23 protein-coding genes are annotated in these 20154 nt (G+C 41.1%); 17 read left to right on the forward strand and 6 right to left on the reverse strand.

What is annotated here, in order from left to right:
• Nucleotides 1-69 precede the first annotated feature (69 nt).
• Nucleotides 70-1017, reverse strand: a complete 948-nt coding sequence (locus tag P3J6_RS05075) for a chemotaxis protein CheV (RefSeq protein WP_198522382.1) — start codon at nucleotides 1015-1017, stop codon at nucleotides 70-72.
• 165 nt (nucleotides 1018-1182) lie between these two features.
• On the opposite strand from P3J6_RS05075, the gene P3J6_RS05080 reads away from it, so the two are divergent.
• Both P3J6_RS05080 and P3J6_RS05085 read left to right on the forward strand, forming a co-directional pair.
• Entirely contained in the window at nucleotides 1183-2250 is a 1068-nt protein-coding gene (locus P3J6_RS05080; protein ID WP_109875670.1) for a potassium channel family protein, read from the forward strand.
• Nucleotides 2250-2441, forward strand: a complete 192-nt coding sequence (locus P3J6_RS05085) for a hypothetical protein (RefSeq protein ID WP_010391937.1) — start codon at nucleotides 2250-2252, stop codon at nucleotides 2439-2441. The genes P3J6_RS05080 and P3J6_RS05085 overlap by 1 nt, the downstream gene beginning before the upstream one ends.
• 20 nt (nucleotides 2442-2461) lie before the next feature.
• On the opposite strand, the gene P3J6_RS05090 is transcribed toward P3J6_RS05085, so the two are convergent.
• A complete protein-coding gene (locus P3J6_RS05090) occupies nucleotides 2462-3493 on the reverse strand; it encodes a cytosolic protein (protein ID WP_198522383.1) in 1032 nt (343 codons plus the stop codon).
• Between the two features lie 123 nt (nucleotides 3494-3616).
• A complete protein-coding gene (locus P3J6_RS05095; protein WP_138570145.1) occupies nucleotides 3617-4075 on the reverse strand; it encodes an EVE domain-containing protein in 459 nt (152 codons plus the stop codon).
• Between the two features lie 83 nt (nucleotides 4076-4158).
• Here P3J6_RS05095 and tesB point away from each other — a divergent pair, with 83 nt between their 5' ends.
• Complete coding sequence (tesB, locus tag P3J6_RS05100) at nucleotides 4159-5016, forward strand: acyl-CoA thioesterase II (RefSeq protein WP_010391943.1); 858 nt, start codon at nucleotides 4159-4161, stop codon at nucleotides 5014-5016.
• 47 nt (nucleotides 5017-5063) lie between these two features.
• Here tesB and plsB read toward each other — a convergent pair whose 3' ends face one another.
• Nucleotides 5064-7502: a glycerol-3-phosphate 1-O-acyltransferase PlsB gene (gene plsB, locus P3J6_RS05105; protein WP_198522384.1), complete on the reverse strand. Its 2439-nt coding sequence runs from the start codon at nucleotides 7500-7502 to the stop codon at nucleotides 5064-5066.
• 427 nt (nucleotides 7503-7929) lie between these two features.
• On the opposite strand from plsB, the gene rpsJ reads away from it, so the two are divergent.
• The 11 genes from rpsJ to rpsQ are packed head-to-tail and all read left to right on the forward strand — an operon-like array spanning nucleotide 7930 to nucleotide 12896.
• Complete coding sequence (gene rpsJ / locus P3J6_RS05110) at nucleotides 7930-8241, forward strand: 30S ribosomal protein S10 (protein ID WP_002957900.1); 312 nt, start codon at nucleotides 7930-7932, stop codon at nucleotides 8239-8241.
• Between the two features lie 27 nt (nucleotides 8242-8268).
• On the forward strand, nucleotides 8269-8904 hold the full coding sequence (rplC, locus tag P3J6_RS05115; protein ID WP_138605949.1) for a 50S ribosomal protein L3: 636 nt from the start codon (nucleotides 8269-8271) through the stop codon (nucleotides 8902-8904).
• Nucleotides 8905-8921: 17 nt separating this feature from the next.
• Entirely contained in the window at nucleotides 8922-9527 is a 606-nt protein-coding gene (rplD, locus tag P3J6_RS05120) for a 50S ribosomal protein L4 (RefSeq protein WP_008108340.1), read from the forward strand.
• Entirely contained in the window at nucleotides 9524-9826 is a 303-nt protein-coding gene (rplW, locus tag P3J6_RS05125; protein ID WP_008108343.1) for a 50S ribosomal protein L23, read from the forward strand. The genes rplD and rplW overlap by 4 nt, the downstream gene beginning before the upstream one ends.
• A gap of 17 nt (nucleotides 9827-9843) precedes the next feature.
• The gene (gene rplB / locus P3J6_RS05130) at nucleotides 9844-10668 is read left to right on the forward strand and encodes a 50S ribosomal protein L2 (protein WP_007376192.1); all 825 of its coding nucleotides are present in this window, start codon (nucleotides 9844-9846) and stop codon (nucleotides 10666-10668) included.
• Between the two features lie 15 nt (nucleotides 10669-10683).
• Nucleotides 10684-10962, forward strand: a complete 279-nt coding sequence (gene rpsS, locus P3J6_RS05135) for a 30S ribosomal protein S19 (protein WP_004588689.1) — start codon at nucleotides 10684-10686, stop codon at nucleotides 10960-10962.
• A gap of 13 nt (nucleotides 10963-10975) precedes the next feature.
• Nucleotides 10976-11308 (forward strand): 50S ribosomal protein L22, encoded by a 333-nt coding sequence (gene rplV, locus P3J6_RS05140; protein ID WP_004588690.1) that lies wholly within the window; start codon nucleotides 10976-10978, stop codon nucleotides 11306-11308.
• A gap of 12 nt (nucleotides 11309-11320) precedes the next feature.
• Nucleotides 11321-12022, forward strand: coding sequence for a 30S ribosomal protein S3 (gene rpsC, locus P3J6_RS05145; protein ID WP_008108350.1), 702 nt, complete (start codon nucleotides 11321-11323; stop codon nucleotides 12020-12022).
• 12 nt (nucleotides 12023-12034) lie between these two features.
• Nucleotides 12035-12448: a 50S ribosomal protein L16 gene (gene rplP, locus P3J6_RS05150; protein ID WP_008108352.1), complete on the forward strand. Its 414-nt coding sequence runs from the start codon at nucleotides 12035-12037 to the stop codon at nucleotides 12446-12448.
• Nucleotides 12448-12639 (forward strand): 50S ribosomal protein L29, encoded by a 192-nt coding sequence (gene rpmC, locus P3J6_RS05155; protein WP_008108355.1) that lies wholly within the window; start codon nucleotides 12448-12450, stop codon nucleotides 12637-12639. The genes rplP and rpmC overlap by 1 nt, the downstream gene beginning before the upstream one ends.
• Nucleotides 12639-12896 (forward strand): 30S ribosomal protein S17, encoded by a 258-nt coding sequence (rpsQ, locus tag P3J6_RS05160; RefSeq protein ID WP_013463780.1) that lies wholly within the window; start codon nucleotides 12639-12641, stop codon nucleotides 12894-12896. Before rpmC ends, rpsQ begins: the two co-directional genes overlap by 1 nt.
• Before the next feature lie 344 nt (nucleotides 12897-13240).
• Here the strand turns inward: rpsQ and P3J6_RS05165 are convergent, their stop codons facing one another.
• Complete coding sequence (locus tag P3J6_RS05165) at nucleotides 13241-13777, reverse strand: helix-turn-helix domain-containing protein (RefSeq protein ID WP_036984553.1); 537 nt, start codon at nucleotides 13775-13777, stop codon at nucleotides 13241-13243.
• 186 nt (nucleotides 13778-13963) lie between these two features.
• Here P3J6_RS05165 and P3J6_RS05170 point away from each other — a divergent pair, with 186 nt between their 5' ends.
• Entirely contained in the window at nucleotides 13964-14434 is a 471-nt protein-coding gene (locus tag P3J6_RS05170) for a hypothetical protein (protein WP_198522385.1), read from the forward strand.
• Between the two features lie 196 nt (nucleotides 14435-14630).
• On the opposite strand, the gene P3J6_RS05175 is transcribed toward P3J6_RS05170, so the two are convergent.
• Nucleotides 14631-16241 carry an endonuclease gene (locus tag P3J6_RS05175; RefSeq protein ID WP_198522386.1) on the reverse strand — a complete coding sequence of 537 codons (1611 nt, stop codon included), beginning with the start codon at nucleotides 16239-16241 and terminating at the stop codon, nucleotides 14631-14633.
• A 297-nt stretch (nucleotides 16242-16538) separates the two neighbouring features.
• On the opposite strand from P3J6_RS05175, the gene P3J6_RS05180 reads away from it, so the two are divergent.
• Together P3J6_RS05180 and cysI are read left to right on the forward strand one after the other, a co-directional pair.
• Nucleotides 16539-18353 (forward strand): assimilatory sulfite reductase (NADPH) flavoprotein subunit, encoded by a 1815-nt coding sequence (locus tag P3J6_RS05180; RefSeq protein ID WP_198522387.1) that lies wholly within the window; start codon nucleotides 16539-16541, stop codon nucleotides 18351-18353.
• Between the two features lie 67 nt (nucleotides 18354-18420).
• Nucleotides 18421-20118, forward strand: coding sequence for an assimilatory sulfite reductase (NADPH) hemoprotein subunit (gene cysI / locus P3J6_RS05185; protein ID WP_198522388.1), 1698 nt, complete (start codon nucleotides 18421-18423; stop codon nucleotides 20116-20118).
• Nucleotides 20119-20154 lie beyond the last annotated feature (36 nt).

The raw sequence follows: 20154 nt of genomic DNA on the forward strand, positions 1-20154 counted from the left end.
TAAAGGTTGCTGATGAGGAGAATGTTACTAGCAAATATTTACCCTGGCAGATATTTGCTAGTTTTATAATTAAGCGTTGCTGAGCACATGTTTTAAACGATTTTGTACTTCTTGCACCAGTAAGTCAGGCTGAAATTTTGATAAAAATGCATCACAGCCAACCTTTTCTACCATGGCTTGGTTAAAGCTGCCACTTAGGGAGGTGTTAAGTACTACATGTAAGTTTTTTAAGCGGCTGTCGTTACGTATTTCATAGGTTAAGCGATAACCATCCATTGAGGGCATTTCGGCATCGGTTATCACCATAAGTAGTTCTTTTTCAACATCGCGGCCTTCATCGGCCCAACCTTTAAGCATATTGAGTGCTTCCAAGCCATTACTGGCAGGAACAATTTCGATACCAAGCTGCGATAATGTATCGCTTACTTGCTTGCGTGCTGTTGGCGAATCATCAGCGTGTAGTATCTTTCGCCCAGAGAACTCGTTAACTATGGTTTCATCTAACACGCCATCAGAAATATTAACCTCGTACTCAACTATTTCAGCCAGTACTTTTTCTACATCTATAATTTCTACCAAGTGCTCCACGTCGTCGCGCTGTACTTTAGTAAGTGCAGTAATGTAATGATTTTTACCGACTGAGCTGGGTGGTGGCATAATATCAGACCAGGTCATGTTCATTATTTGATCAACCTTACCAATTAAAAAACCTTGAGTGGTACGGTTATATTCAGTCACTACCAAATTACAATCTTCACCATGTTCTTTGTGTGACATAGAAATGGCTTGGCGTAAATCAATCACCGGAATAGATTCACCTCGTATATTGGCAACACCCGTCACCTTAGGGTGAGAGTGCGGTATTTTGCTTAAACGGGGAAGCTTCACCACTTCTTTAATTTTAAATACATTGAGTGCAAATAAATGGCGGCTATGTAAATAAAACAGTAGCAACTCTAAACGGTTCTCACCTACAAGCTGAGTACGCTGATCAACTGACGCTAAAACACCTGACATAATAGACCCATTCTTTCCTCATAACTTAATAACTATAGTTTACTCTTATTTTTATTCATAACGAACCGCGAATATTTCGATTACAGTAAAACGTTGCTTAAGTGTTATGATGTGCAGTATCGTGTTACCAAATGATTCAAATAATCAATCGATTAACAAACAATTATGCATCATATTTTTAAACGTATTGTTGTGCTGTTGCGCAGCCATATTGATCAGGTGAGCTGGCAGTCTGTTGTAATAGCAACGTCTTTACACATGCTACTTACTTGGTGCTTATTATTTATGGCTAATGAGCAAGCACTACTTTCGCCAGGGACCTTTTTTTACTACTACACGGTAACCACTTCAACAGTAGGGTATGGAGATTTAAGTCCATCATCTGACTTGGGCCGTTGGATTGTCGCATTAATACAAATACCCTTTGGTTTGGCTTTATTTGGTGTCTTGTTAGGTAAAACAGGGCAAACAGTAACTTACTTAATTAGGCGCGCTATGACTGGTGATAAAAACTTTGCTCACAGTAGCAATCACATTATTATTTTTGGTTGGCATAATGCTCGAACAAAAAAAATGATCGACTATATTTTGGCTGATACTAAACGTACAGACCGCCGTATTCTATTGGCGGTTACTGAACAAATAGAGCATCCATTTTTAAGTAATGAGAATGTTGATTTTGCTCGTTTGACTAGTTTTACCGATTTGGATGAATTAGAACGCGTTGCCATTCGCCATGCCGATAAAGTGATTATTGATGGCCAAGATGACGACCAAACATTTACTACTGCACTGCGTATTAGCCGTTTAGTCAAAGAAGATTGTCACATTAGTGCACACTTTTTTGATGAAACGAAAGTGGAAATGTTATTAGAGCATTGCCACAATGTAGAGTGTAGTAGCACTAAGTCAGCAGAGATTTTGGTGCGCTCAATGCAAGACCCAGGCTCAAGCCGTGTTCAAGAAGAGCTATTATCTACTTTGCATGGTGATACGCAATTTAGCCTACAAATACCTAGTGATATAAAAACCATGGAATTTGGTAAATTATTTCATCATTTTAAGTACGATCATAATGCAATATTGTTAGGTGTAGCTCATAATTTAAGTGCAAAGAATATGGATTTAAACCCACCTCTAGATTATGCAGTGAATGCGGGTGATATTCTGCATTACATCGCACAAGAGCGGGTGTTAAGTGGTGAAGTTGATTGGCTTAGCTTGGAAAAATAATGACTGAAGTTGCTTTTTTAATTATTGTTTTATGTGCTTACATTTTTCCTATCATGATAATTCTTAACAGTAAGCGTAGCCAAGGCCATGAAAAAAATGGCTGGCTAGTTGGCGCTATCTTCTTTTCGTGGATAGCGCTGATTCTTTACTTCTCGATTGTACCCAAGCAAGGGCACGCCAAGAAAAAGTAAAGCATGAGTACCTTTTTTACTTATTCTAATTGTCTCAGCTTATGCTCAACGAGCGGGTCGTCTGGCACGAGTTGTTGAGCAACTTCTAATAGCTTAATAGCATCATTTGGGCTTTCGTCTTGATGCTTAATAGCTACCTCTATTAAAGGCTGAATATCAATTTTCTCTTGGTGCTCTTTAACGTGCGCTGCTTTTTCGTCGATTAAAATAGTGTGAGCGGTACTTAATAACGCTTGGCGATGTGCCGATTTAGCGTTGGCTTTATTAAGTTTTTTATAATAATCCTCTTTTAAACGCAGTGTTTTTGTTTGCAGCCTAAATTGCGCAATGTCGATTTGCTGATCACGAATAAAATCAACCGCTACTTGTTTATAAAAGCCAAACTTATTCAAGTAAGTAGCGTGAGTGCCGTGCCCCATACCAAACACGCGTAAGTGAGTGAGCTGTTTGTAGCGTTTAGCATGTTGGCGGTCAATACGATTGGTTGGATCGTAAATAATGTAACCTTTCGCATCCCCTAAATCTAAATCATGGTAGTCATCTTGCCAGTCATATTGCTGAGCAATTTCAGTACTTGAGCGGTCATCCCAAGGGGCGATAAGTTTGTTTTTGGTGCTAACAGGATGGAAAAGCAGTACTTTATCGAGTTTGAGTAACTTAGCAAATGCACCCACAGCAAAGCCGCCACGGCTAAGCCCATAGCCTAACTTAGTTTTAAAAGGAGAGAGTAAAGTTGATAGCTGCTCAATAAAAAAGATTAAATTGCGGTTACGAAACCAATTGCTTTTACCCAAATGCTGAAACGCAATAATATTAACATCTTGCTTTTGCGCTAAATGATAGCCCCAAGGGGCAAAGTCTTCATTTAGATCGCGTTCTTGTATATCGGTGCCCGCAGGAGAAAAAGTAAAAAGCAGGGGTTTATTGAGGTCAACAAAGTGATACTTTACATACACATCACCGAGTAAATCTCCACCAGAGGCTGGTAGTTTTGCTTGCCTCTCATCATCGCTGAGAGTTAACCATTCATCCAACCAATACAGTAATTTCATTTTTCCTCCAGTAAACGCAACCCGCAGATTATAACAAATTTGGCTCCATAAGAAAATCGAGCGGTGACATGCTGCGCTGGTGGAGTACTATTTTAATGAAGAAAATGTAGTTATTTTAGTGGCTTATTTCGCCATATTTAAAATTTCATGCCAATCATTTTCGGTCACTGGCATGACCGATAAACGCCCGCCTTTTTTAAGTGCTATATCAGTTATAGCAGTATTTGCTTTGATCGCTTGCAGGCTTACTAAACTACTCAAATGCGCCTGATAAGTTATTTCTACCACAAACCAGCGAGGGTTTTCAGTGGTTGCCTTAGCATCGTAATAGTCGCTACTTAAATCAAATTGCGTTGGATCAGGGTAAGCAGCCTTAGTAACCACACCAAGCCCTGCAACGCCAACTTGTTTACAGCTAGAATGATAAATCATCACTAAATCACCTTGCTTTACATCATCGCGAATAAAATTACGCGCTTGGTAGTTGCGTACACCTTCCCATAGCGTTGTTTGCTGTGGCGCTTGCTTTAAGTCATCAATTGAAAAGGCGTCGGGTTCGGTTTTAAAAAGCCAAAATGCCATATTAGATTTCCTCAATCAGTGAGTTAGTATTTTTTAACTATTGTATAGTATCATTTATAAATTAGGGGATTGAGGAAGAAATAATGAGCCAAGTATTAGATGATTTATTATCGTTGTTGTCACTTGAAGAAATTGAGCAAGGTTTATATCGAGGACAAAGCCAAGATTTAGGGTTTAGAGCGGTGTTTGGCGGTCAAGTTATGGGGCAAGCGCTTTCAGCAGCTAAAGAAACACTACCAGCTGGGCGTATTGTTCATTCCTTACATTCTTATTTTTTACGCCCAGGCGACGCTGCAAAACCGATTGTGTACGATGTAGAAACTATACGTGATGGTAAAAGTTTTAGCACTCGACGTGTCAGTGCGATTCAGTACGGTAAACCTATTTTTTACATGACAGCGTCGTTTCAAGGTGAAGAGCAGGGGTTATCGCATCAAGCCACTATGCCTGATGTTCCAGCTCCTGAAGAACTGCGTTCTTCGTTAGAGTTTTATCAAGAAAATGCACAGCATATTCCTGAAGCAATCCGTAATAAGTTTATTCGTGAAATGCCGATTGAAATGCGTCCGGTGAACTTTCATAACCCCTTTAAACCTGAAGCCCTAGAACCGGTAAAACATATTTGGTTTAAAGCCAATGGCGATATGCCGGACGATCAACGTATTCATAATTACTTATTGGCGTATGCGTCTGACTTTGAGTTTTTACCAACCGCACTGCAGCCACATGGTGTGTCGTTTATGCAGCCGAATATGCAAGTTGCGACCATAGATCATGCTATGTGGTTTCATCGTCCATTTAGAATGGATGATTGGATGTTATATACCATTGATAGCCCAAGCGCGAGTTCAGGAAGAGGGCTGGTACGTGGTCAGTTTTTTGACCGCCAAGGCAATTTAGTTGCCTCGACGATTCAAGAAGGGGTAATGCGCCAGCGTTAACTCTTTGCTACCTACTATATTGGGTTAATTCAATATAGTGAAGTACGTTACTGACATTGAGCGTGGACAATGTCAGTAATTGATTGCCAAATACGTGCCGGCAAGAGTGTTTGCAGTTGCTTGTAGGTCTCGCACAGCTCTTGGCTGCCTTGTAAGCCGCTATCAGATTCACTAATTAGTTTTTGTTCGCGAAGGTTGGAAATAAAACTACTAAGTACCTTCTTATCAAAAAACTCCGGCGTTTTAATGCCATGTAACGTACCCAAGCGTTGTGCCAACACATAGCTTTCACGTTCCAGTTCAGCTTTTGCAATACCTTGGCTGGTTTGAATAAAGCCAATCACAATCGCATAACGTTGCAGAGTAAAGCTCAATGCACGACCAAGCATTTCGAGTTTGGCAAAGCTATCGTTACTTTGAGTTACTTTGATATTATCACCATCAAGCTCAATTAAGCCTTGATCGCTAAAGTTAGTTAAAATGTGGGTCACATAGTTGTCATCAAGCTCTTGTAAGTACCACTCTTTGGCGAATAACGGATAAAATGATTTTACCAATTGATGGCAGTGAGTAACGGTACTTTGATGCTGCTTAAATAAATGTAGAGCTACTAAGCTAGGTACTGCAAAAATATGCAAAATGTTATTACGGTAATAGTTAAATAAGGTTTTTTCTTTATCGTTTATCGCAATAATTTCACCAAACTCGTCACTGATCACATCAAACTTATTCAACTTTAAAGCGTGTTCTAGCAGTTGCTCTGGCGTTTCATCGGGTGCGGTTATTTTATTGCTGTAGCTAGCTTCACGTTGTAATCGCAAATAAAACTCAAGCTGAGCTAGCAATTTAGGTTTACTCAATGCGTGCTTATCGTTTACTAGCAGTATCATCGCCAGTAAGTTAACTGAGTTAAGTGCGGCGGCATTGTTAATTTTAACCATAACCTGATCAGCAAGATTAGCCACCTGCGGCCCTAGCCATTGTGGTTTTTGCACGTCAGTAGCATGAATTGACTCGCGCCAGTCGGGTTGGTTGTCATTCAGGTATTGGTTAATAGAAATTGGGTCACCAAAATTTAAATACCCGCGACCATAGTTTTTCAAATTTTTAATTGCTTTAAAAATACCTAATATCGACTCGCCTTTTTTATCATTACCCGCGAGCTCTTTTAAGTAGGTGTTTATTTCCATTACGTGTTCGTAACCAATATACACCGGTACAATTGATACAGGGCGGTCTATACCACGAAGCATAGCTTGCATCGTCATGGCGAGCATACCCGTTTTTGGGGGGAGTAAGCGTCCGGTTCTACTGCGGCCACCTTCGGTATAAAACTTAACCGAGTAACCCTTTATAAATAACTGGCTTAAGTATTCTTTAAATACCGCTGAGTAGAGTTTGTTACCAGCAAATGAGCGACGAATAAAAAATGCACCACTGCGGCGGAATATGCCACCTGCAGGGAAAAAGTTAAGGTTAATCCCTGCAGCAATATGCGGTGGTACAAGGCCTTGATGATAAATAGAGTAGGTTAGTAGCAAGTAATCCATATGACTACGATGACAAGGCATGTAGATTATTTCATGGCCTTTATTGGTTAGGTCATGAATTTGCTCGGTGTACTTTATGTCAATGCCATTATAAAGCTTATTCCAAAGCCACGTTAATATGCGATCAGCAACGCGAATTGTGGCATCGCTGTAATTAGCGGCGATTTCATCAAGTAGCTTTAAGGCGTTTTGTCGCGCCTGAGCTTGGCTGATGTTTTTATCAGAAGCCTCGGTTTGAATTGCTTTTTTAATTGTGGGTGATGCCAGTAGTGAGCTAAATAACTGATCACGAGATGGGATTTTAGGCCCTGTTGCAGCCAGCTTTTGACGTTTAAAGTGAACTAGAGCTACACGCAACAGCTTATGAGGAAGTTCATTAACGTCGGCTTTTTCATTAACCAATAAAGATAAGTCGAGTGGTTGGCTAAATCGAATAAAGTTATCTCTACCTGAAAAAAGCACCACAAAAATTTTTCTAAACCAGCTGGGCGTTAGTGAGTGCGAAAGTAAAGTGCTTAGTCCGGGTTTTTCTTTACCTGGCGATCGGCCCCATAAAATAGTCACGGGCACCACTTGCACATTTTTTTGGCCACTATTTAATAAGTGCTCAACAATGTGTTTGCCTTGCGCTAATGCATTGGTAGACTTTTCTTTGTCACCAAATAGCGGGGGAGGGTTTTTAATGCCGATAAAGCGATCTAACGTCTCGTCACCTAATATTTGCTGCTCGGTTGGGTCCGGTAAACCATTTCGTTTACAAACACGGGCCAGTGCCGCTAGATCAAAGCGTGAGTTTAAACGCACTATATAGAATGTCGGGTTTTTAGGGTTTAACTCAAATTGCTCTAAAGGCTTTTCAGGCAGTACTTTGCTTTTAACAAACAAGCGGCTGATACCACCAGAGATAAGATTTAAACCATAATTTAAAATACGCATTGACTCACCATAAGAGAGTAGTTACCCAAACCAATATGGGTATATAACAGCAAAATTAGCGCATAGGATAACATAATATCTAAAAAATCCCCTGCAGATTAATCGACAAGCTATGACATTATAAAGACATCATCACTTCCATTGCGTTCACTATTAATAAACTTAGCTATTTTTTAAACGACAATAACAAAGTAATTATGTCTAAATAGTTGTTGCATTTATCACCAGTATCATTATAATACGCAGGCTTTCAAAATTCCCTCGGGAACAAGAAAGAATAAATTAAGCTTGGATTTCAAGCTAATAAACAGGAGTTCCGATTTGGAACTCAACGTAGATATAATCAAACAACCGGCATCTTAATTATTAAGATTGTTTCGGTCGTTTTTTTATGCTCTTTAAATGCTCTTTATATTGAGGTTTAAGAATGTCAAATCAACGCATTCGTATTCGCCTAAAAGCTTTTGACCACCGTTTGATTGACCAATCAACGGCGGAAATCGTGGAAACTGCGAAACGCACTGGCGCACAAGTACGTGGTCCAATTCCACTACCTACACGCTTTGAACGTTTTACTGTACTTACATCACCGCACGTTAATAAAGACGCGCGTGATCAGTACGAGATCCGCACCCATAAACGTCTGATCGACATCGTAGAACCAACAGACAAGACTGTAGACGCACTTATGCGTTTAGACCTTGCTGCTGGTGTTGATGTTCAAATCAGCCTGGGTTAATCGGAAGATTAGAGAGGTTTTAGGAAAATGGCATTAGGTCTAGTCGGTCGTAAAGTGGGTATGACACGTATCTTCACTGAAGATGGTGTATCTATCCCTGTGACAGTTATTGAAGCGACTCCTAACCGCATTGCTCAGATCAAATCTGACGCAACAGACGGTTATAACGCGCTTCAAGTAACCGCAGGCACTAAAAAAGCAAGCCGTGTAAACAAAGCAACAGCGGGTCACTTCGCTAAAGCTGGTGTTGAAGCGGGTCGCGGTCTGTGGGAATTCCGCCTAAATGGTGGTGAAGGCGATTTTGAAGTAGGCTCTGAGCTTACTGTTGAATTATTCAACGAAATCAACAAAGTTGACGTAACCGGTACTTCTAAAGGTAAAGGTTTCCAAGGTGGTGTTAAGCGCTGGAATTTCAGCATGCAAGACGCTACACATGGTAACTCTCTATCTCACCGTGCTCCTGGTTCAATCGGTCAAAACCAATCACCTGGTAAGGTGTTTAAAGGTAAGAAAATGGCCGGTCAAATGGGTAATGAGCAAGTAACAACTCAGAACCTTGAACTAGTTCGCGTTGACGCTGAGCGTAACCTGCTTTTAGTTAAAGGTGCAGTACCTGGCGCTATCGGCGGTGACGTTATCGTTAAACCAGCTGTTAAAGCATAAGTCCTGGAGATTTAGTGATGGAATTAGCAATTAAAGACGCTTCTGGCGCTCTTGAAGTTTCTGAAGCTACTTTTGGACGTGAGTTTAACGAAGCATTAGTACACCAAGTAGTTGTTGCATACGCAGCAGGTGCTCGTCAAGGTACTCGTGCTCAGAAGACACGTTCTGAAGTAAGCGGTGGTGGTAAAAAACCATGGGCTCAAAAAGGTACTGGCCGTGCACGTGCTGGTACAATCCGTAGTCCAATTTGGCGTTCAGGTGGCGTTAGCTTCGCAGCTAAACCACAAGACCACAGCCAAAAAGTAAACCGTAAAATGTACCGTGGTGCGATCAAAAGCATCTTATCTGAATTAGTTCGTCAAGAGCGTTTAATCGTTGTTGAAAGTTTTGGTCTTGAAGCACCAAAAACTAAAGAACTAGTTGCTAAGCTTAAAGAACTTGAGCTTAAAGATGTTCTTATCGTGACTGAAGAAGTAGATGAAAATCTTTTCTTATCGGCACGTAACCTGTACAAGGTTGACACACGTGATGTAGCTGGTATCGATCCTGTAAGCTTAATTGCTTTCGATAAGGTACTAATTACAGCTGCTGCTGTTAAGCAACTTGAGGAGGCGCTAGCATGATCCGTGAAGAACGTCTTTTAAAAGTGATCCTTGCTCCACACATCTCTGAAAAAAGCACAATCGCTGCTGAAGAAAACAATACTATTGTTTTTAAAGTAGCAAATGACGCAACTAAAGCTGAAGTTAAAGCGGCAGTTGAGAAGCTTTTTGAAGTAGAAGTAACTGGTGTTCGCACACTTAACGTTAAGGGTAAAACAAAACGTACTGGCATGCGTTTCGGTCGTCGTAGCGACTGGAAGAAAGCTTACGTTACTCTTAAAGAAGGTAGCGAGCTGGACTTTGTCGGCGGCGCCGAGTAATAAGGGGAGTTAGAATTATGGCACTTCAAAAGTGTAAGCCAACTTCTGCGGGTCGTCGTCACCTAGTTAAAGTGGTTAACCCAGATTTACATAAGGGTAAACCTTACGCACCACTATTAGAGAAAAACTCTAAATCAGGTGGTCGTAATAACAATGGTCGTATTACGGTTCGTCATATCGGTGGTGGTCATAAGCAGCATTACCGTTTAATCGATTTTAAACGTACTAAAGATGGCATTCCAGCCACTGTTGAGCGTTTAGAATATGATCCAAATCGTAGCGCAAACATCGCTCTTGTATTATATGCAGACGGTGAGCGTCGTTACATTATCGCACCTAAAGGCTTAAAAGCTGGCGATGCAATCCAGTCTGGTGTTGATGCACCAATCAAACCTGGTAATGCATTACCAATGCGTAATATGCCTGTAGGTTCGACTGTTCACAACGTAGAATTAAAACCAGGTAAAGGTGCTCAAATCGCACGTTCTGCTGGTGCATACGTTCAAATCCTTGCTCGTGATGGTCAATATGTAACATTACGTCTTCGTTCAGGCGAAGTTCGTAAAGTTGAATCTGATTGTCGTGCTACGCTAGGTGAAGTAGGCAATGCTGAGCATATGCTTCGTTCACTTGGTAAAGCAGGTGCAAATCGCTGGCGTGGTATTCGTCCGACAGTTCGTGGTGTTGCCATGAACCCGGTTGATCACCCACACGGTGGTGGTGAAGGTCGTACATCTGGTGGTCGTCATCCTGTGTCTCCATGGGGTAAACCGACTAAAGGTGCTAAGACGCGTAAGAACAAGCGTACGGATAAATTTATAGTACGTCGTCGTACTAAGTAATATTGAGGAATAGCCATGCCACGCTCTCTCAAGAAGGGTCCTTTTATAGACCTACACTTGCTGAAGAAGGTAGAGAAAGCTTTGGAAAGCGGTGAAAAGAAGCCAATTAAAACTTGGAGCCGTCGTTCAATGATCATACCTAACATGATCGGATTGACCATTGCTGTCCATAATGGTCGCCAGCATGTACCAGTTTTCGTTTCTGACGAAATGATCGGTCACAAACTAGGTGAATTTGCACCAACTCGCACTTACCGTGGCCATGCTGCGGATAAGAAAGCGAAGAAACGTTAAGAGGGGAAGATAAATGCAAGCATTAGCTAAACATAAATTCGCCTCTGGTTCGGCGCAAAAAGCACGTCTAGTTGCAGATCAGATCCGCGGGTTACCTGTCGATCGCGCACTAGAAATCCTGGCGTACAGCCCGAAAAAAGCGGCTGTATTAGTTAAGAAAGTACTTGAGTCTGCTATTGCTAACGCAGAGCATAACGAAGGTGCTGACATTGATGAGCTACGTGTAACAACGATCTTTGTGGACGATGGTCCAACAATGAAACGTATTATGCCACGTGCTAAAGGACGCGCAGACCGCATCCTTAAGCGTACAAGCCACATCACTGTTGTGGTTTCAGATAGCTAGGAGATATAAGTAATGGGACAAAAAGTTCATCCTACTGGTATTCGCCTAGGTATATCTAAACCTTGGGTTTCTACCTGGTACGCGAATTCAAAAGATTTCTCTGCACAGCTTTTTGGCGATCACAAAGTACGTACATTCCTTACTAAGGAATTGAAAGCGGCTTCTGTGTCTAAAATCGTTATTGAGCGTCCAGCAAAATCTATCCGAGTAACTATTCACACGGCTCGTCCGGGTGTTGTTATCGGTAAAAAAGGCGAAGACGTAGAAAAATTACGTCAAGCGGTAACTAAAATCGCTGGTGTACCTGCTCAGATTAATATTTCTGAAGTACGTAAACCAGAACTAGATGCACAACTAGTAGCAGACGGCATTGCCTCTCAGCTAGAGCGTCGTGTTATGTTCCGTCGCGCTATGAAGCGTTCGGTACAAAATGCAATGCGCATCGGTTCTAAAGGGATTAAAGTTGAAGTTAGCGGTCGTCTTGGCGGCGCAGAAATCGCACGTTCAGAATGGTATCGTGAAGGTCGTGTACCTCTACATACTCTTCGTGCTGATATCGACTACGCAACTTCTGAAGCCTTAACCACTTACGGTATCATTGGTGTTAAAGTTTGGATCTTCAAAGGCGAAGTTATTGGTGGTTTACCACTAGTACAAGAGCAAGAGAAGCCAGCTAAACGCGCACCAAAGAAAGCCAAAAAAAGTGCTAAGTAGAGGTAGCGAGTAATGTTACAGCCAAAACGTACAAAATTCCGTAAAATGCATAAAGGCCGCAACCGTGGTCTAGCGCAAAACGGTAACAAAGTAAGCTTCGGTACTTTCGGTTTGAAAGCTACTGGTCGTGGCCGCATGACTGCTCGTCAAATCGAAGCAGCTCGTCGTGCTATGACACGTCACGTGAAACGTCAAGGTAAAATCTGGATCCGTGTCTTCCCTGACAAGCCGATCACAGAAAAGCCTCTTGAAGTTCGTATGGGTAAAGGTAAAGGTTCTGTTGAATATTGGGTTGCTGAAATTCAGCCTGGTAAAGTACTTTACGAAATGGAAGGTGTTTCAGAAGAGCTTGCTCGTGAAGCGTTTAACCTTGCTGCTCGTAAGCTGCCATTCAAAACAACTTTCGTAACTCGGACGGTAATGTGATGAAAGCAAACGAACTAAAAGATAAAAGCGTAGAAGAGCTTAATGCTGAACTTCTAGGTCTTCTTCGTGAGCAGTTTAACCTGCGCATGCAAGCAAGCACTGGTCAGCTAGCTCAGACACACACGCTAAGAACAGTACGTCGCGATATCGCGCGTGTAAAAACAATTATTAACCAGAAGGCAGGTCAATAATGAGCGATAAAATTCGTACTCTTCAAGGCCGTGTAATCAGCGACAAGATGGAAAAATCTTTCACTGTTGCTATCGCACGTTACGTGAAGCACCCAATCTATGGGAAATTCATCAAACGTACGACTAAGTTACACGTACATGACGAAAATAACACTGCAAAAGCGGGTGACGTAGTTACTATCCGTGAATGTGCACCAATTTCTAAGAACAAATCTTGGACTTTGGTAGATGTTGTTGAACGTCCAAAACAAGCTTAATTTTTAATTAAGTCTGTTTTTATAAGAAACCCCAGCTTTTGCTGGGGTTTTTTTGCGTTTAAAAAAGCTGTAAGCGGTAAGTTTTAAGCCGTCAGCCGTCAGCCGTCAGCCGTCAGCCGTCAGCCGTCAACTGCTCGGAGTGAATTTGAGGGCCGTAGCTTGGGTTTTTAGTCTAGAGCACTCGAGAAAAAGCACGCCATGAATACGTAATTGTCCTAATACTTTATCAATTTGAGTGATTGAATCTGACGTTAATCGTGTTAAAAATTTCTGATATACGACAGCATAGATTTTGGAGGTAGAGTAATACTGGAGTAATTGCCAAGAGCAACTAAATAACAGCTTTATAATTTACCAAACCTATGACTTTGCGAGAGTAGAGCTGCAACAATAGATAATAAAATGCATACTGCGGAAGTTACAATTAGAAAGCGGTTTTCAATTCTACTGACTTGCCTTTCGCCTACAATTTGATAGGTCACGTCCCCCTCAATAAAACGTTCGCCTTGGTATTGCTGAGTGACATTAAACGCTAAAAAATCTTCTTGCTTTGCCTGATAAGTAAAGTAGGTTTCAGCATAAAAAATTTCATACGTTGCACATAGCCAAACCATAAGGCTAATTATTAATAGCGTAAAACTCAAAATAGGCAGTTTTTTCAGTGGCACTTTGGTTGATGTTGTTACAGGTAAATAGCAATCAAAACATGCTTCGCCATAGCATCGCTTTAGCTTTTCGATTACTTCGGGAGAAGGAATGAATTGGCCATTCTCTAGTTTTGATAAGTAAGACTGTTGGATGCCTATTTCACGTGCAGCAAATGCTTGAGTCCATTTTTTGTCTGATCGAAGACGTTTTAATTCTTTTCCTAGCGATTGCATACCCATATTCTCTTCTTAATTGCAGCCACATTATTATCACTAATTAGCTAAGCCAGAGATAGAGGTCATGCCTATATTCATGCGAATGAATAAAAGAATATCATGAATATTAATAGATTAGCGATTTTTATGGGCTACTTTAAATTATGCTAGTATTCTCAAACTAACGAAAGGATATATTGTATTATGAAAAAACACGTTTATTTATTACTTAGCTCCATCGCTTTATTCTTTGAAAGTTATCAAACTAATGCTGAACCTGTTTTTGCAGTTAAAGCCGATATTTATAAATTGAAAAATGAAATAACAATTGATAGTAAAATTTCTGAAACACTAAATTCATTGACTCCAATTCACCAACCAATGCTATTAGCTCTATTAAACGAGAGTGCACAAATAGAAATAGGGGATAAAAAACAACTAACATCACTTGAGATAAAAGCAAACGAAGATGGATCGTTTTTCAATGCATCGATGAAGTTAAAAGATAAAACAGATGGCCAATGGCAATCGATAACGTCTTTTATGCCTAACATTCCCAGTGGTCAAGCTGTATATTTTAGCCGTACTTTTATCGATAGTGTTTGGTTGATAAAGTTAACCGGAACACGATATGAATCAGAAGAGCTGGGTCTAGCTAGTTTTAAAAAACAATAATAGTAATAGCTGAAGTGCTAGTAAGCACTTATTTTTCTACTGAGGTTTAGGCTTATATTGTTAGATATCTGGATCTTGGTTTTACTCCAATTTTTAAGATGTGTTATGTACTTATTAGTAATTATAATGCGCAGTTTATAATAAAAAGCCTCTGCGTAAGCAAAGGCTTGTGTTTTCTGCGAAGCCGGAAGCCCGTTTACCAAATCATTTCTACAAATTCAGGATGATCGATATACGGGTTACGATTTCCCTGAAATTCAAACGCTGCTTGGTTGCGGTCTAATTCCATTTGGCTAACAGGATCGTTGTTATGCCACTTTAACAGCATGGCCACAACCCAGCTTTCAAATACTTGGGTACTGGTGCCATTAAGCACGTCATTACTAGCTGCGGTGTTATTTTGCCAAGCACCAATTACGTTTTGATAACGGGTTGCCATGTAAAAATAAGCACGAGCAAAGTCACCTTTAAATTCATCAATAGGTTCAAACACAGTACCGTTGTAATTAATCGTATTACTTGCAGAGCCTAATTTACTGCCGTTGGTTGAGGTAAACGAAGCGCTTGCTACTTCACCGAATGGGAAGTTGCTTCGTTTTGAATTTACATAACCGTCAGTGGCGTAAATATGATGAACATCAGAGTTCATCGGTTCAACTTTTCCACCAAACCAACTTTTAGGGAACGAATGCTCTCGGTTGTAGCAATCTGCCTCACCACTGTAGGTGCCACATTGATCGCTAACAGCTGTGTATGTGTAGCTATCAGAGCCATTGGGCTTCTCGCTGTACATATCTAAAATACTATTATCGTTTTCATAGTATTTATCACGCGCCGATGCGTCGTAAAAATTCCAAATAGCGGAATACCCCTGAGCATTATGATTATTAATAATGTTATAAAGCTCAGTTTTTAGCGTGTAACCAGACAAGCCTTGAGTTGTCACATAGTAGCCTGTTGGCGTCGGTGTTGGCTCAGTGCTTCCTAATGAGAAAGCGGTAGCTTCGGTTGTTTGAAAACTAGCTCCACTGGCGAGCAATGTGCTTTCATTATTCAAGGCGTAGCTACCACTGCCATATGAACAGCAAATACCATCGCCATAGCTGTCATTAATAGTAAATGTATACTCACCATCGGCTACGCATAATTGTTCAGTATATTGGGTGTTTGCAGCATACCCACTTCCGCTTGCAACGACACCGGTTTGGTTGTGCGCTATTTGCCAGCTGGTTTCTTCGCCGTAGTTATCTGTGGTTAGGCTAAAAGTAAGGCCGTTATCTGCGCAGCTTGGAGAGCCACTGCTGTCATTATTAGGCAAGAAGTTATCAACATAAACTAACTCGCTACCATCAAATCCCGTTGTATCATAAAAGCGTAAGCCGACATCTATGGTTTTATTACTATCAGCTGTGTAGCTGTAAGTTATACTCTGCCATTGGTTGGTTTGTGCCGGATTTGAATAGCCTTGATAACCATCTATCAACAAACGCGCCTTAAGATGGCCTTCGGTATGATACACATCTACTGAGAACTCATAAGTTTTACCCATTTCAACAGCGACTTGCTGCAAAAAATCAGTATTGCTTTGTGTGCCTGTATTAACGCTAATCGCTGCTGCTTGTGAGCCTGTGCTTACGACTGTGCTGTTGGCAGATACGTTAATACCGCTATCAATCACTGTCCACGCTTCTGGGGTGTTGCCACTGTATTGTTCAAAGTTGCCATTAACCACATTAGCCATCGCGGGTAATGAGGATAATAACAAGGTGCTCAAAAGTAATTTGTTTTTATATATACCGTGTAACATAGGTGTTCCTATTTATATTTTTGCGTAATATACCTTAGAACATTAAAGTTACAAAATTGTTAAATTAAAATTTCATAAAAGGCAATAAAACCCTTTTAGGCCTATTTCGTAGGTTTTTAGATAACTTAATAACTAAATGGAATATCAAAGCAGATTCTATTCTTTTTTTATCTATGCTTAGGCGGCTATCCTGCATACTCAATTAACCTCAACAGAACTTTCTGAGTGAGGTGGCACTCATTTTAAACAATGTGAACAAGCATTGTGTTTAACGTTCAGGGTTATGAGGAAAAATTCATGTTGTTAGGTCAACTCAATGCGCTAGCAAGTCCGCTTTCGCAAGAGCAAGTACAAAAGCTACAAGGTTTAGTGGCTGAGCTTAATCCAATTCAGCAAGCCTGGGTTAGCGGCTACTTAGCTGCTAATGCTAATTCTGCAGCGCTTGGCGCGCCAGCTTCAGGTGCACCTGCAACCTCGGAGGCGGCAGCACTGACCATTTTATATGGTTCACAAACAGGTAATGCTAAAGCGGTTGCGACTAAACTTAAAGAGCAAGCTGAGTCTCGCGGCTTAGCAACAAAGCTGGTTAGCATGTCAGATTACAAACCGACTGCCCTGAAAAAAGAAAAGTTTCTAACCGTGGTTGTATCGACTTACGGCGAGGGTGAGCCACCAGAAGACGCTGAAACACTGTATGAATTTTTAATTACTAAAAAAGCGCCAAAGCTTGATGGTGTCAAAGTTGCAGTATTAGGCTTAGGTGATTCTAGCTATGAATTTTTCTGCCAAACCGCTAAAGACTTTGAAGAGCGTTTAACTAAATTAGGTGCGGAGGTTATTCATCAACGTGCCGACCTAGACGTTGATTATGATGACGAAGCAGCCACTTGGATTGAAGGCGCATTAAATGCGTTTGAACCAGATTTAAAAGCCCAGCAAGATGCAACTAGCGGTCAAGTTGTATCAATGCCATTTGGCGCTCCTGTAGCAGCGGCTAGTCAGTACACAAAGCAAAATCCGTTTGCGGCAGAGCTAAGCTTAGTGCAAAAAATTACCGGTCGTGATTCAACCAAAGATGTACGCCATGTTGAAATTTCACTAGAAGGGTCAGACATTACATATACACCTGGTGATTCACTCGGCATTTACTTTTTAAATGATGAAGCCCGTGTAGATGAGCTACTAGCGCAAACACAAATTGATCCAACTAGCCGCGTTAAACTTGGCGATGAAGAACTCAGCGTACGTGATGCCTTAATTGAAAAACTAGAGCTAACACAATCCTACCCTGGGTTTGTTGAAAAGTACGCCACGGCTACAGGCACGCCTGAGCTGCTTAAACTAGTAGAAGATAAAGGCGCAATGCGCGAATACATTGAGCCTCGTCAAATCTTTGATGTGGTTGCACAAAACCCAGCTAAATTAGAAGCGCAAACACTAGTTGATTGCCTGCGTAAATTACAAGCACGTTTATATTCAATTGCCTCTAGCCAAGCTGAGGTTGAAGATGAGGTGCACTTAACTATTGCATTAGTTGAGTTTGAAGCGTTTGGCACAGAGCACTTAGGTGGTTGTTCAGGGTACTTAGCACGCCGCGCAGAGGAAGGCTGTAAAGTAAAAGTGTTCAGTGAACATAACGATAACTTCCGCTTACCAGTAAGTGATGACACACCAATTATTATGGTTGGTCCAGGTACTGGTATTGCGCCATTTCGCGCCTTTTTACAAGAACGTGATGCACGAGAAGCAACAGGTAAAAACTGGCTGTTTTTTGGTAACCCACACTTTACTCAAGACTTCTTGTACCAAGTAGAAATTCAAGGATACTTAAAGTCAGGTTTACTAAGTAAGATTGATGTAGCGTTTAGCCGTGACCAAGCAGAAAAAGTTTATGTACAAGACAAGTTACGTAAAAACTCAAAAGAAGTATTTGATTGGTTAGAAGCGGGCGCTCATTTTTATGTGTGTGGCGACGCTAACCGCATGGCAAAAGATGTACACAATGCCTTAGTTGATATTATTAGCGAAAACACCGGTAAAAGCTATGAAGGCGCAGAGCAGTACTTAAAAGACTTAAGAAGCGCAAATCGCTATCAGAAAGACGTGTACTAAGTACACATTGTTTACTTTATAAAAAGTAACGCTAACAGCCGTCACTGTAACAAATTTAGGATTAAACATGAGCGAACAAGATAAAAACGTAAAGCTTTCTGATAACGAGCGTTTGAAAAGAGAAAGCAACTTTTTACGTGGCACTATAGAGCAAGATTTAAAAGACGAGATCACCGGTGGTTTTACCGCCGATAATTTCCAGTTAATTCGTTTTCACGGCATGTATCAACAAGATGATCGCGATATCCGTCCTGAACGTGCTAAACAAAAGCTAGAGCCATTGCATAATGTGATGTTACGCGCACGTATGCCTGGCGGTATTATTAAGCCAGAGCAATGGCTTGCAATTGATAAATTTGCTGGTGATAAAACCAGTTATGGCAGTATTCGTTTAACTACTCGCCAAACATTTCAGTTTCATGGTGTATTAAAACCTGAAATTAAAAGTATGCACCAATTGCTTAATAGTGTTGGAATTGATTCTATTGCCACTGCCGGTGATGTTAACCGTAATGTGTTATGTACTACCAATCCGGTTGAGTCTGAGTTACATCAAGAGGCCTACGAGTGGGCGGCAAAAATTTCTGAACACTTATTACCTAAAACGAAGGCATACGCTGAAATTTGGCTTAATGGCGAAAAATCTGAAACTACAGAAGAGCCTATTTTAGGTTCAACGTATTTACCGCGTAAGTTTAAAACTACAGTGACGATCCCACCTAATAATGAGGTGGACGTACATGCTAACGATTTAAACTTTGTGGCGATTGCTGAGGATGGCAAACTCGTTGGTTTTAACGTGCTAGTAGGCGGCGGTTTGGCGATGACCCATGGCGATACAGCAACCTACCCACGTAAAGCGGACGACTTTGGCTTTATTAGCCTAGAAGATACGTTAAAAATTGCTGAGCACGTGGTATCTGTTCAGCGTGATTGGGGCAACCGCTCAAATCGTAAAAATGCAAAAACTAAATATACCCTTGATCGTGTTGGTACTGATGTATTTAAAGCCGAAGTTGAAAAACGTGCGGGTGTGAGCTTTGCACCAAGCCGCCCTTATGAGTTTACTCACCGAGGAGATCGTATTGGTTGGGTAGAAGGCATTGATGGTAAGCATCACTTAACCTTATTTATTCAAAGCGGTCGTATTTTAGACTACCCAGATAAGCCGCTTAAAACAGGGTGTCGCAAAATTGCAGAAATTCATCAAGGTGATTTTCGCATGACGGCAAATCAAAACTTAATTATTGCCGGTGTACCGGCCGATCAAAAAGCAGTAATTGAAGAAATAGCCCGCAATCATGGTTTGATTGACGATAAGGACACTGAGCAACGCAAAAATTCAATGGCATGTGTGGCATTACCAACCTGCCCATTAGCTATGGCCGAAGCTGAACGTTATTTACCGAGTTTAATTGAAAAAATAGAGGGCTTATTAGCCAAGCACGGGGTACCAAATGACAGCATTATTATGCGTGTAGTTGGTTGTCCGAATGGCTGTGGTCGTGCCATGCTAGCAGAAGCAGGCTTGGTCGGCAAAGGTCCAGGTAAGTACAACGTTTACTTAGGTGGTAACACTGAGGGCACACGTATTCCAAAGCTTTACCTTGAAAATGTTGGCGAAGAGGTTTACTTAGAAGCATTCGATAAACTCATTGGGCAATGGGTTAGTGAGCGTAATGATGGCGAATGTTTTGGTGATTTTGTTATTCGCAAAGGTATTGTTGCAGAAGTAAAAGTATCCGTTACCGATTTTTACGCATAATTTAAAAGCAGCGCAAAGCGCTGGTGAGGTTTAAAG

Source organism: Pseudoalteromonas sp. 3J6 (genome assembly GCF_903995135.1).
Taxonomy (GTDB): domain Bacteria; phylum Pseudomonadota; class Gammaproteobacteria; order Enterobacterales; family Alteromonadaceae; genus Pseudoalteromonas.

Coding starts and splice junctions, on each gene's coding strand:
- P3J6_RS05075 (WP_198522382.1), bottom strand. CDS start 1,017: ATGTCAGGTGTTTTAGCGTCAGTTGATCAGCGTACTCAGCTTGTAGGT.
- P3J6_RS05080 (WP_109875670.1), top strand. CDS start 1,183: ATGCATCATATTTTTAAACGTATTGTTGTGCTGTTGCGCAGCCATATT.
- P3J6_RS05085 (WP_010391937.1), top strand. CDS start 2,250: ATGACTGAAGTTGCTTTTTTAATTATTGTTTTATGTGCTTACATTTTT.
- P3J6_RS05090 (WP_198522383.1), bottom strand. CDS start 3,493: ATGAAATTACTGTATTGGTTGGATGAATGGTTAACTCTCAGCGATGAT.
- P3J6_RS05095 (WP_138570145.1), bottom strand. CDS start 4,075: ATGGCATTTTGGCTTTTTAAAACCGAACCCGACGCCTTTTCAATTGAT.
- tesB (WP_010391943.1), top strand. CDS start 4,159: ATGAGCCAAGTATTAGATGATTTATTATCGTTGTTGTCACTTGAAGAA.
- plsB (WP_198522384.1), bottom strand. CDS start 7,502: ATGCGTATTTTAAATTATGGTTTAAATCTTATCTCTGGTGGTATCAGC.
- rpsJ (WP_002957900.1), top strand. CDS start 7,930: ATGTCAAATCAACGCATTCGTATTCGCCTAAAAGCTTTTGACCACCGT.
- rplC (WP_138605949.1), top strand. CDS start 8,269: ATGGCATTAGGTCTAGTCGGTCGTAAAGTGGGTATGACACGTATCTTC.
- rplD (WP_008108340.1), top strand. CDS start 8,922: ATGGAATTAGCAATTAAAGACGCTTCTGGCGCTCTTGAAGTTTCTGAA.
- rplW (WP_008108343.1), top strand. CDS start 9,524: ATGATCCGTGAAGAACGTCTTTTAAAAGTGATCCTTGCTCCACACATC.
- rplB (WP_007376192.1), top strand. CDS start 9,844: ATGGCACTTCAAAAGTGTAAGCCAACTTCTGCGGGTCGTCGTCACCTA.
- rpsS (WP_004588689.1), top strand. CDS start 10,684: ATGCCACGCTCTCTCAAGAAGGGTCCTTTTATAGACCTACACTTGCTG.
- rplV (WP_004588690.1), top strand. CDS start 10,976: ATGCAAGCATTAGCTAAACATAAATTCGCCTCTGGTTCGGCGCAAAAA.
- rpsC (WP_008108350.1), top strand. CDS start 11,321: ATGGGACAAAAAGTTCATCCTACTGGTATTCGCCTAGGTATATCTAAA.
- rplP (WP_008108352.1), top strand. CDS start 12,035: ATGTTACAGCCAAAACGTACAAAATTCCGTAAAATGCATAAAGGCCGC.
- rpmC (WP_008108355.1), top strand. CDS start 12,448: ATGAAAGCAAACGAACTAAAAGATAAAAGCGTAGAAGAGCTTAATGCT.
- rpsQ (WP_013463780.1), top strand. CDS start 12,639: ATGAGCGATAAAATTCGTACTCTTCAAGGCCGTGTAATCAGCGACAAG.
- P3J6_RS05165 (WP_036984553.1), bottom strand. CDS start 13,777: ATGCAATCGCTAGGAAAAGAATTAAAACGTCTTCGATCAGACAAAAAA.
- P3J6_RS05170 (WP_198522385.1), top strand. CDS start 13,964: ATGAAAAAACACGTTTATTTATTACTTAGCTCCATCGCTTTATTCTTT.
- P3J6_RS05175 (WP_198522386.1), bottom strand. CDS start 16,241: ATGTTACACGGTATATATAAAAACAAATTACTTTTGAGCACCTTGTTA.
- P3J6_RS05180 (WP_198522387.1), top strand. CDS start 16,539: ATGTTGTTAGGTCAACTCAATGCGCTAGCAAGTCCGCTTTCGCAAGAG.
- cysI (WP_198522388.1), top strand. CDS start 18,421: ATGAGCGAACAAGATAAAAACGTAAAGCTTTCTGATAACGAGCGTTTG.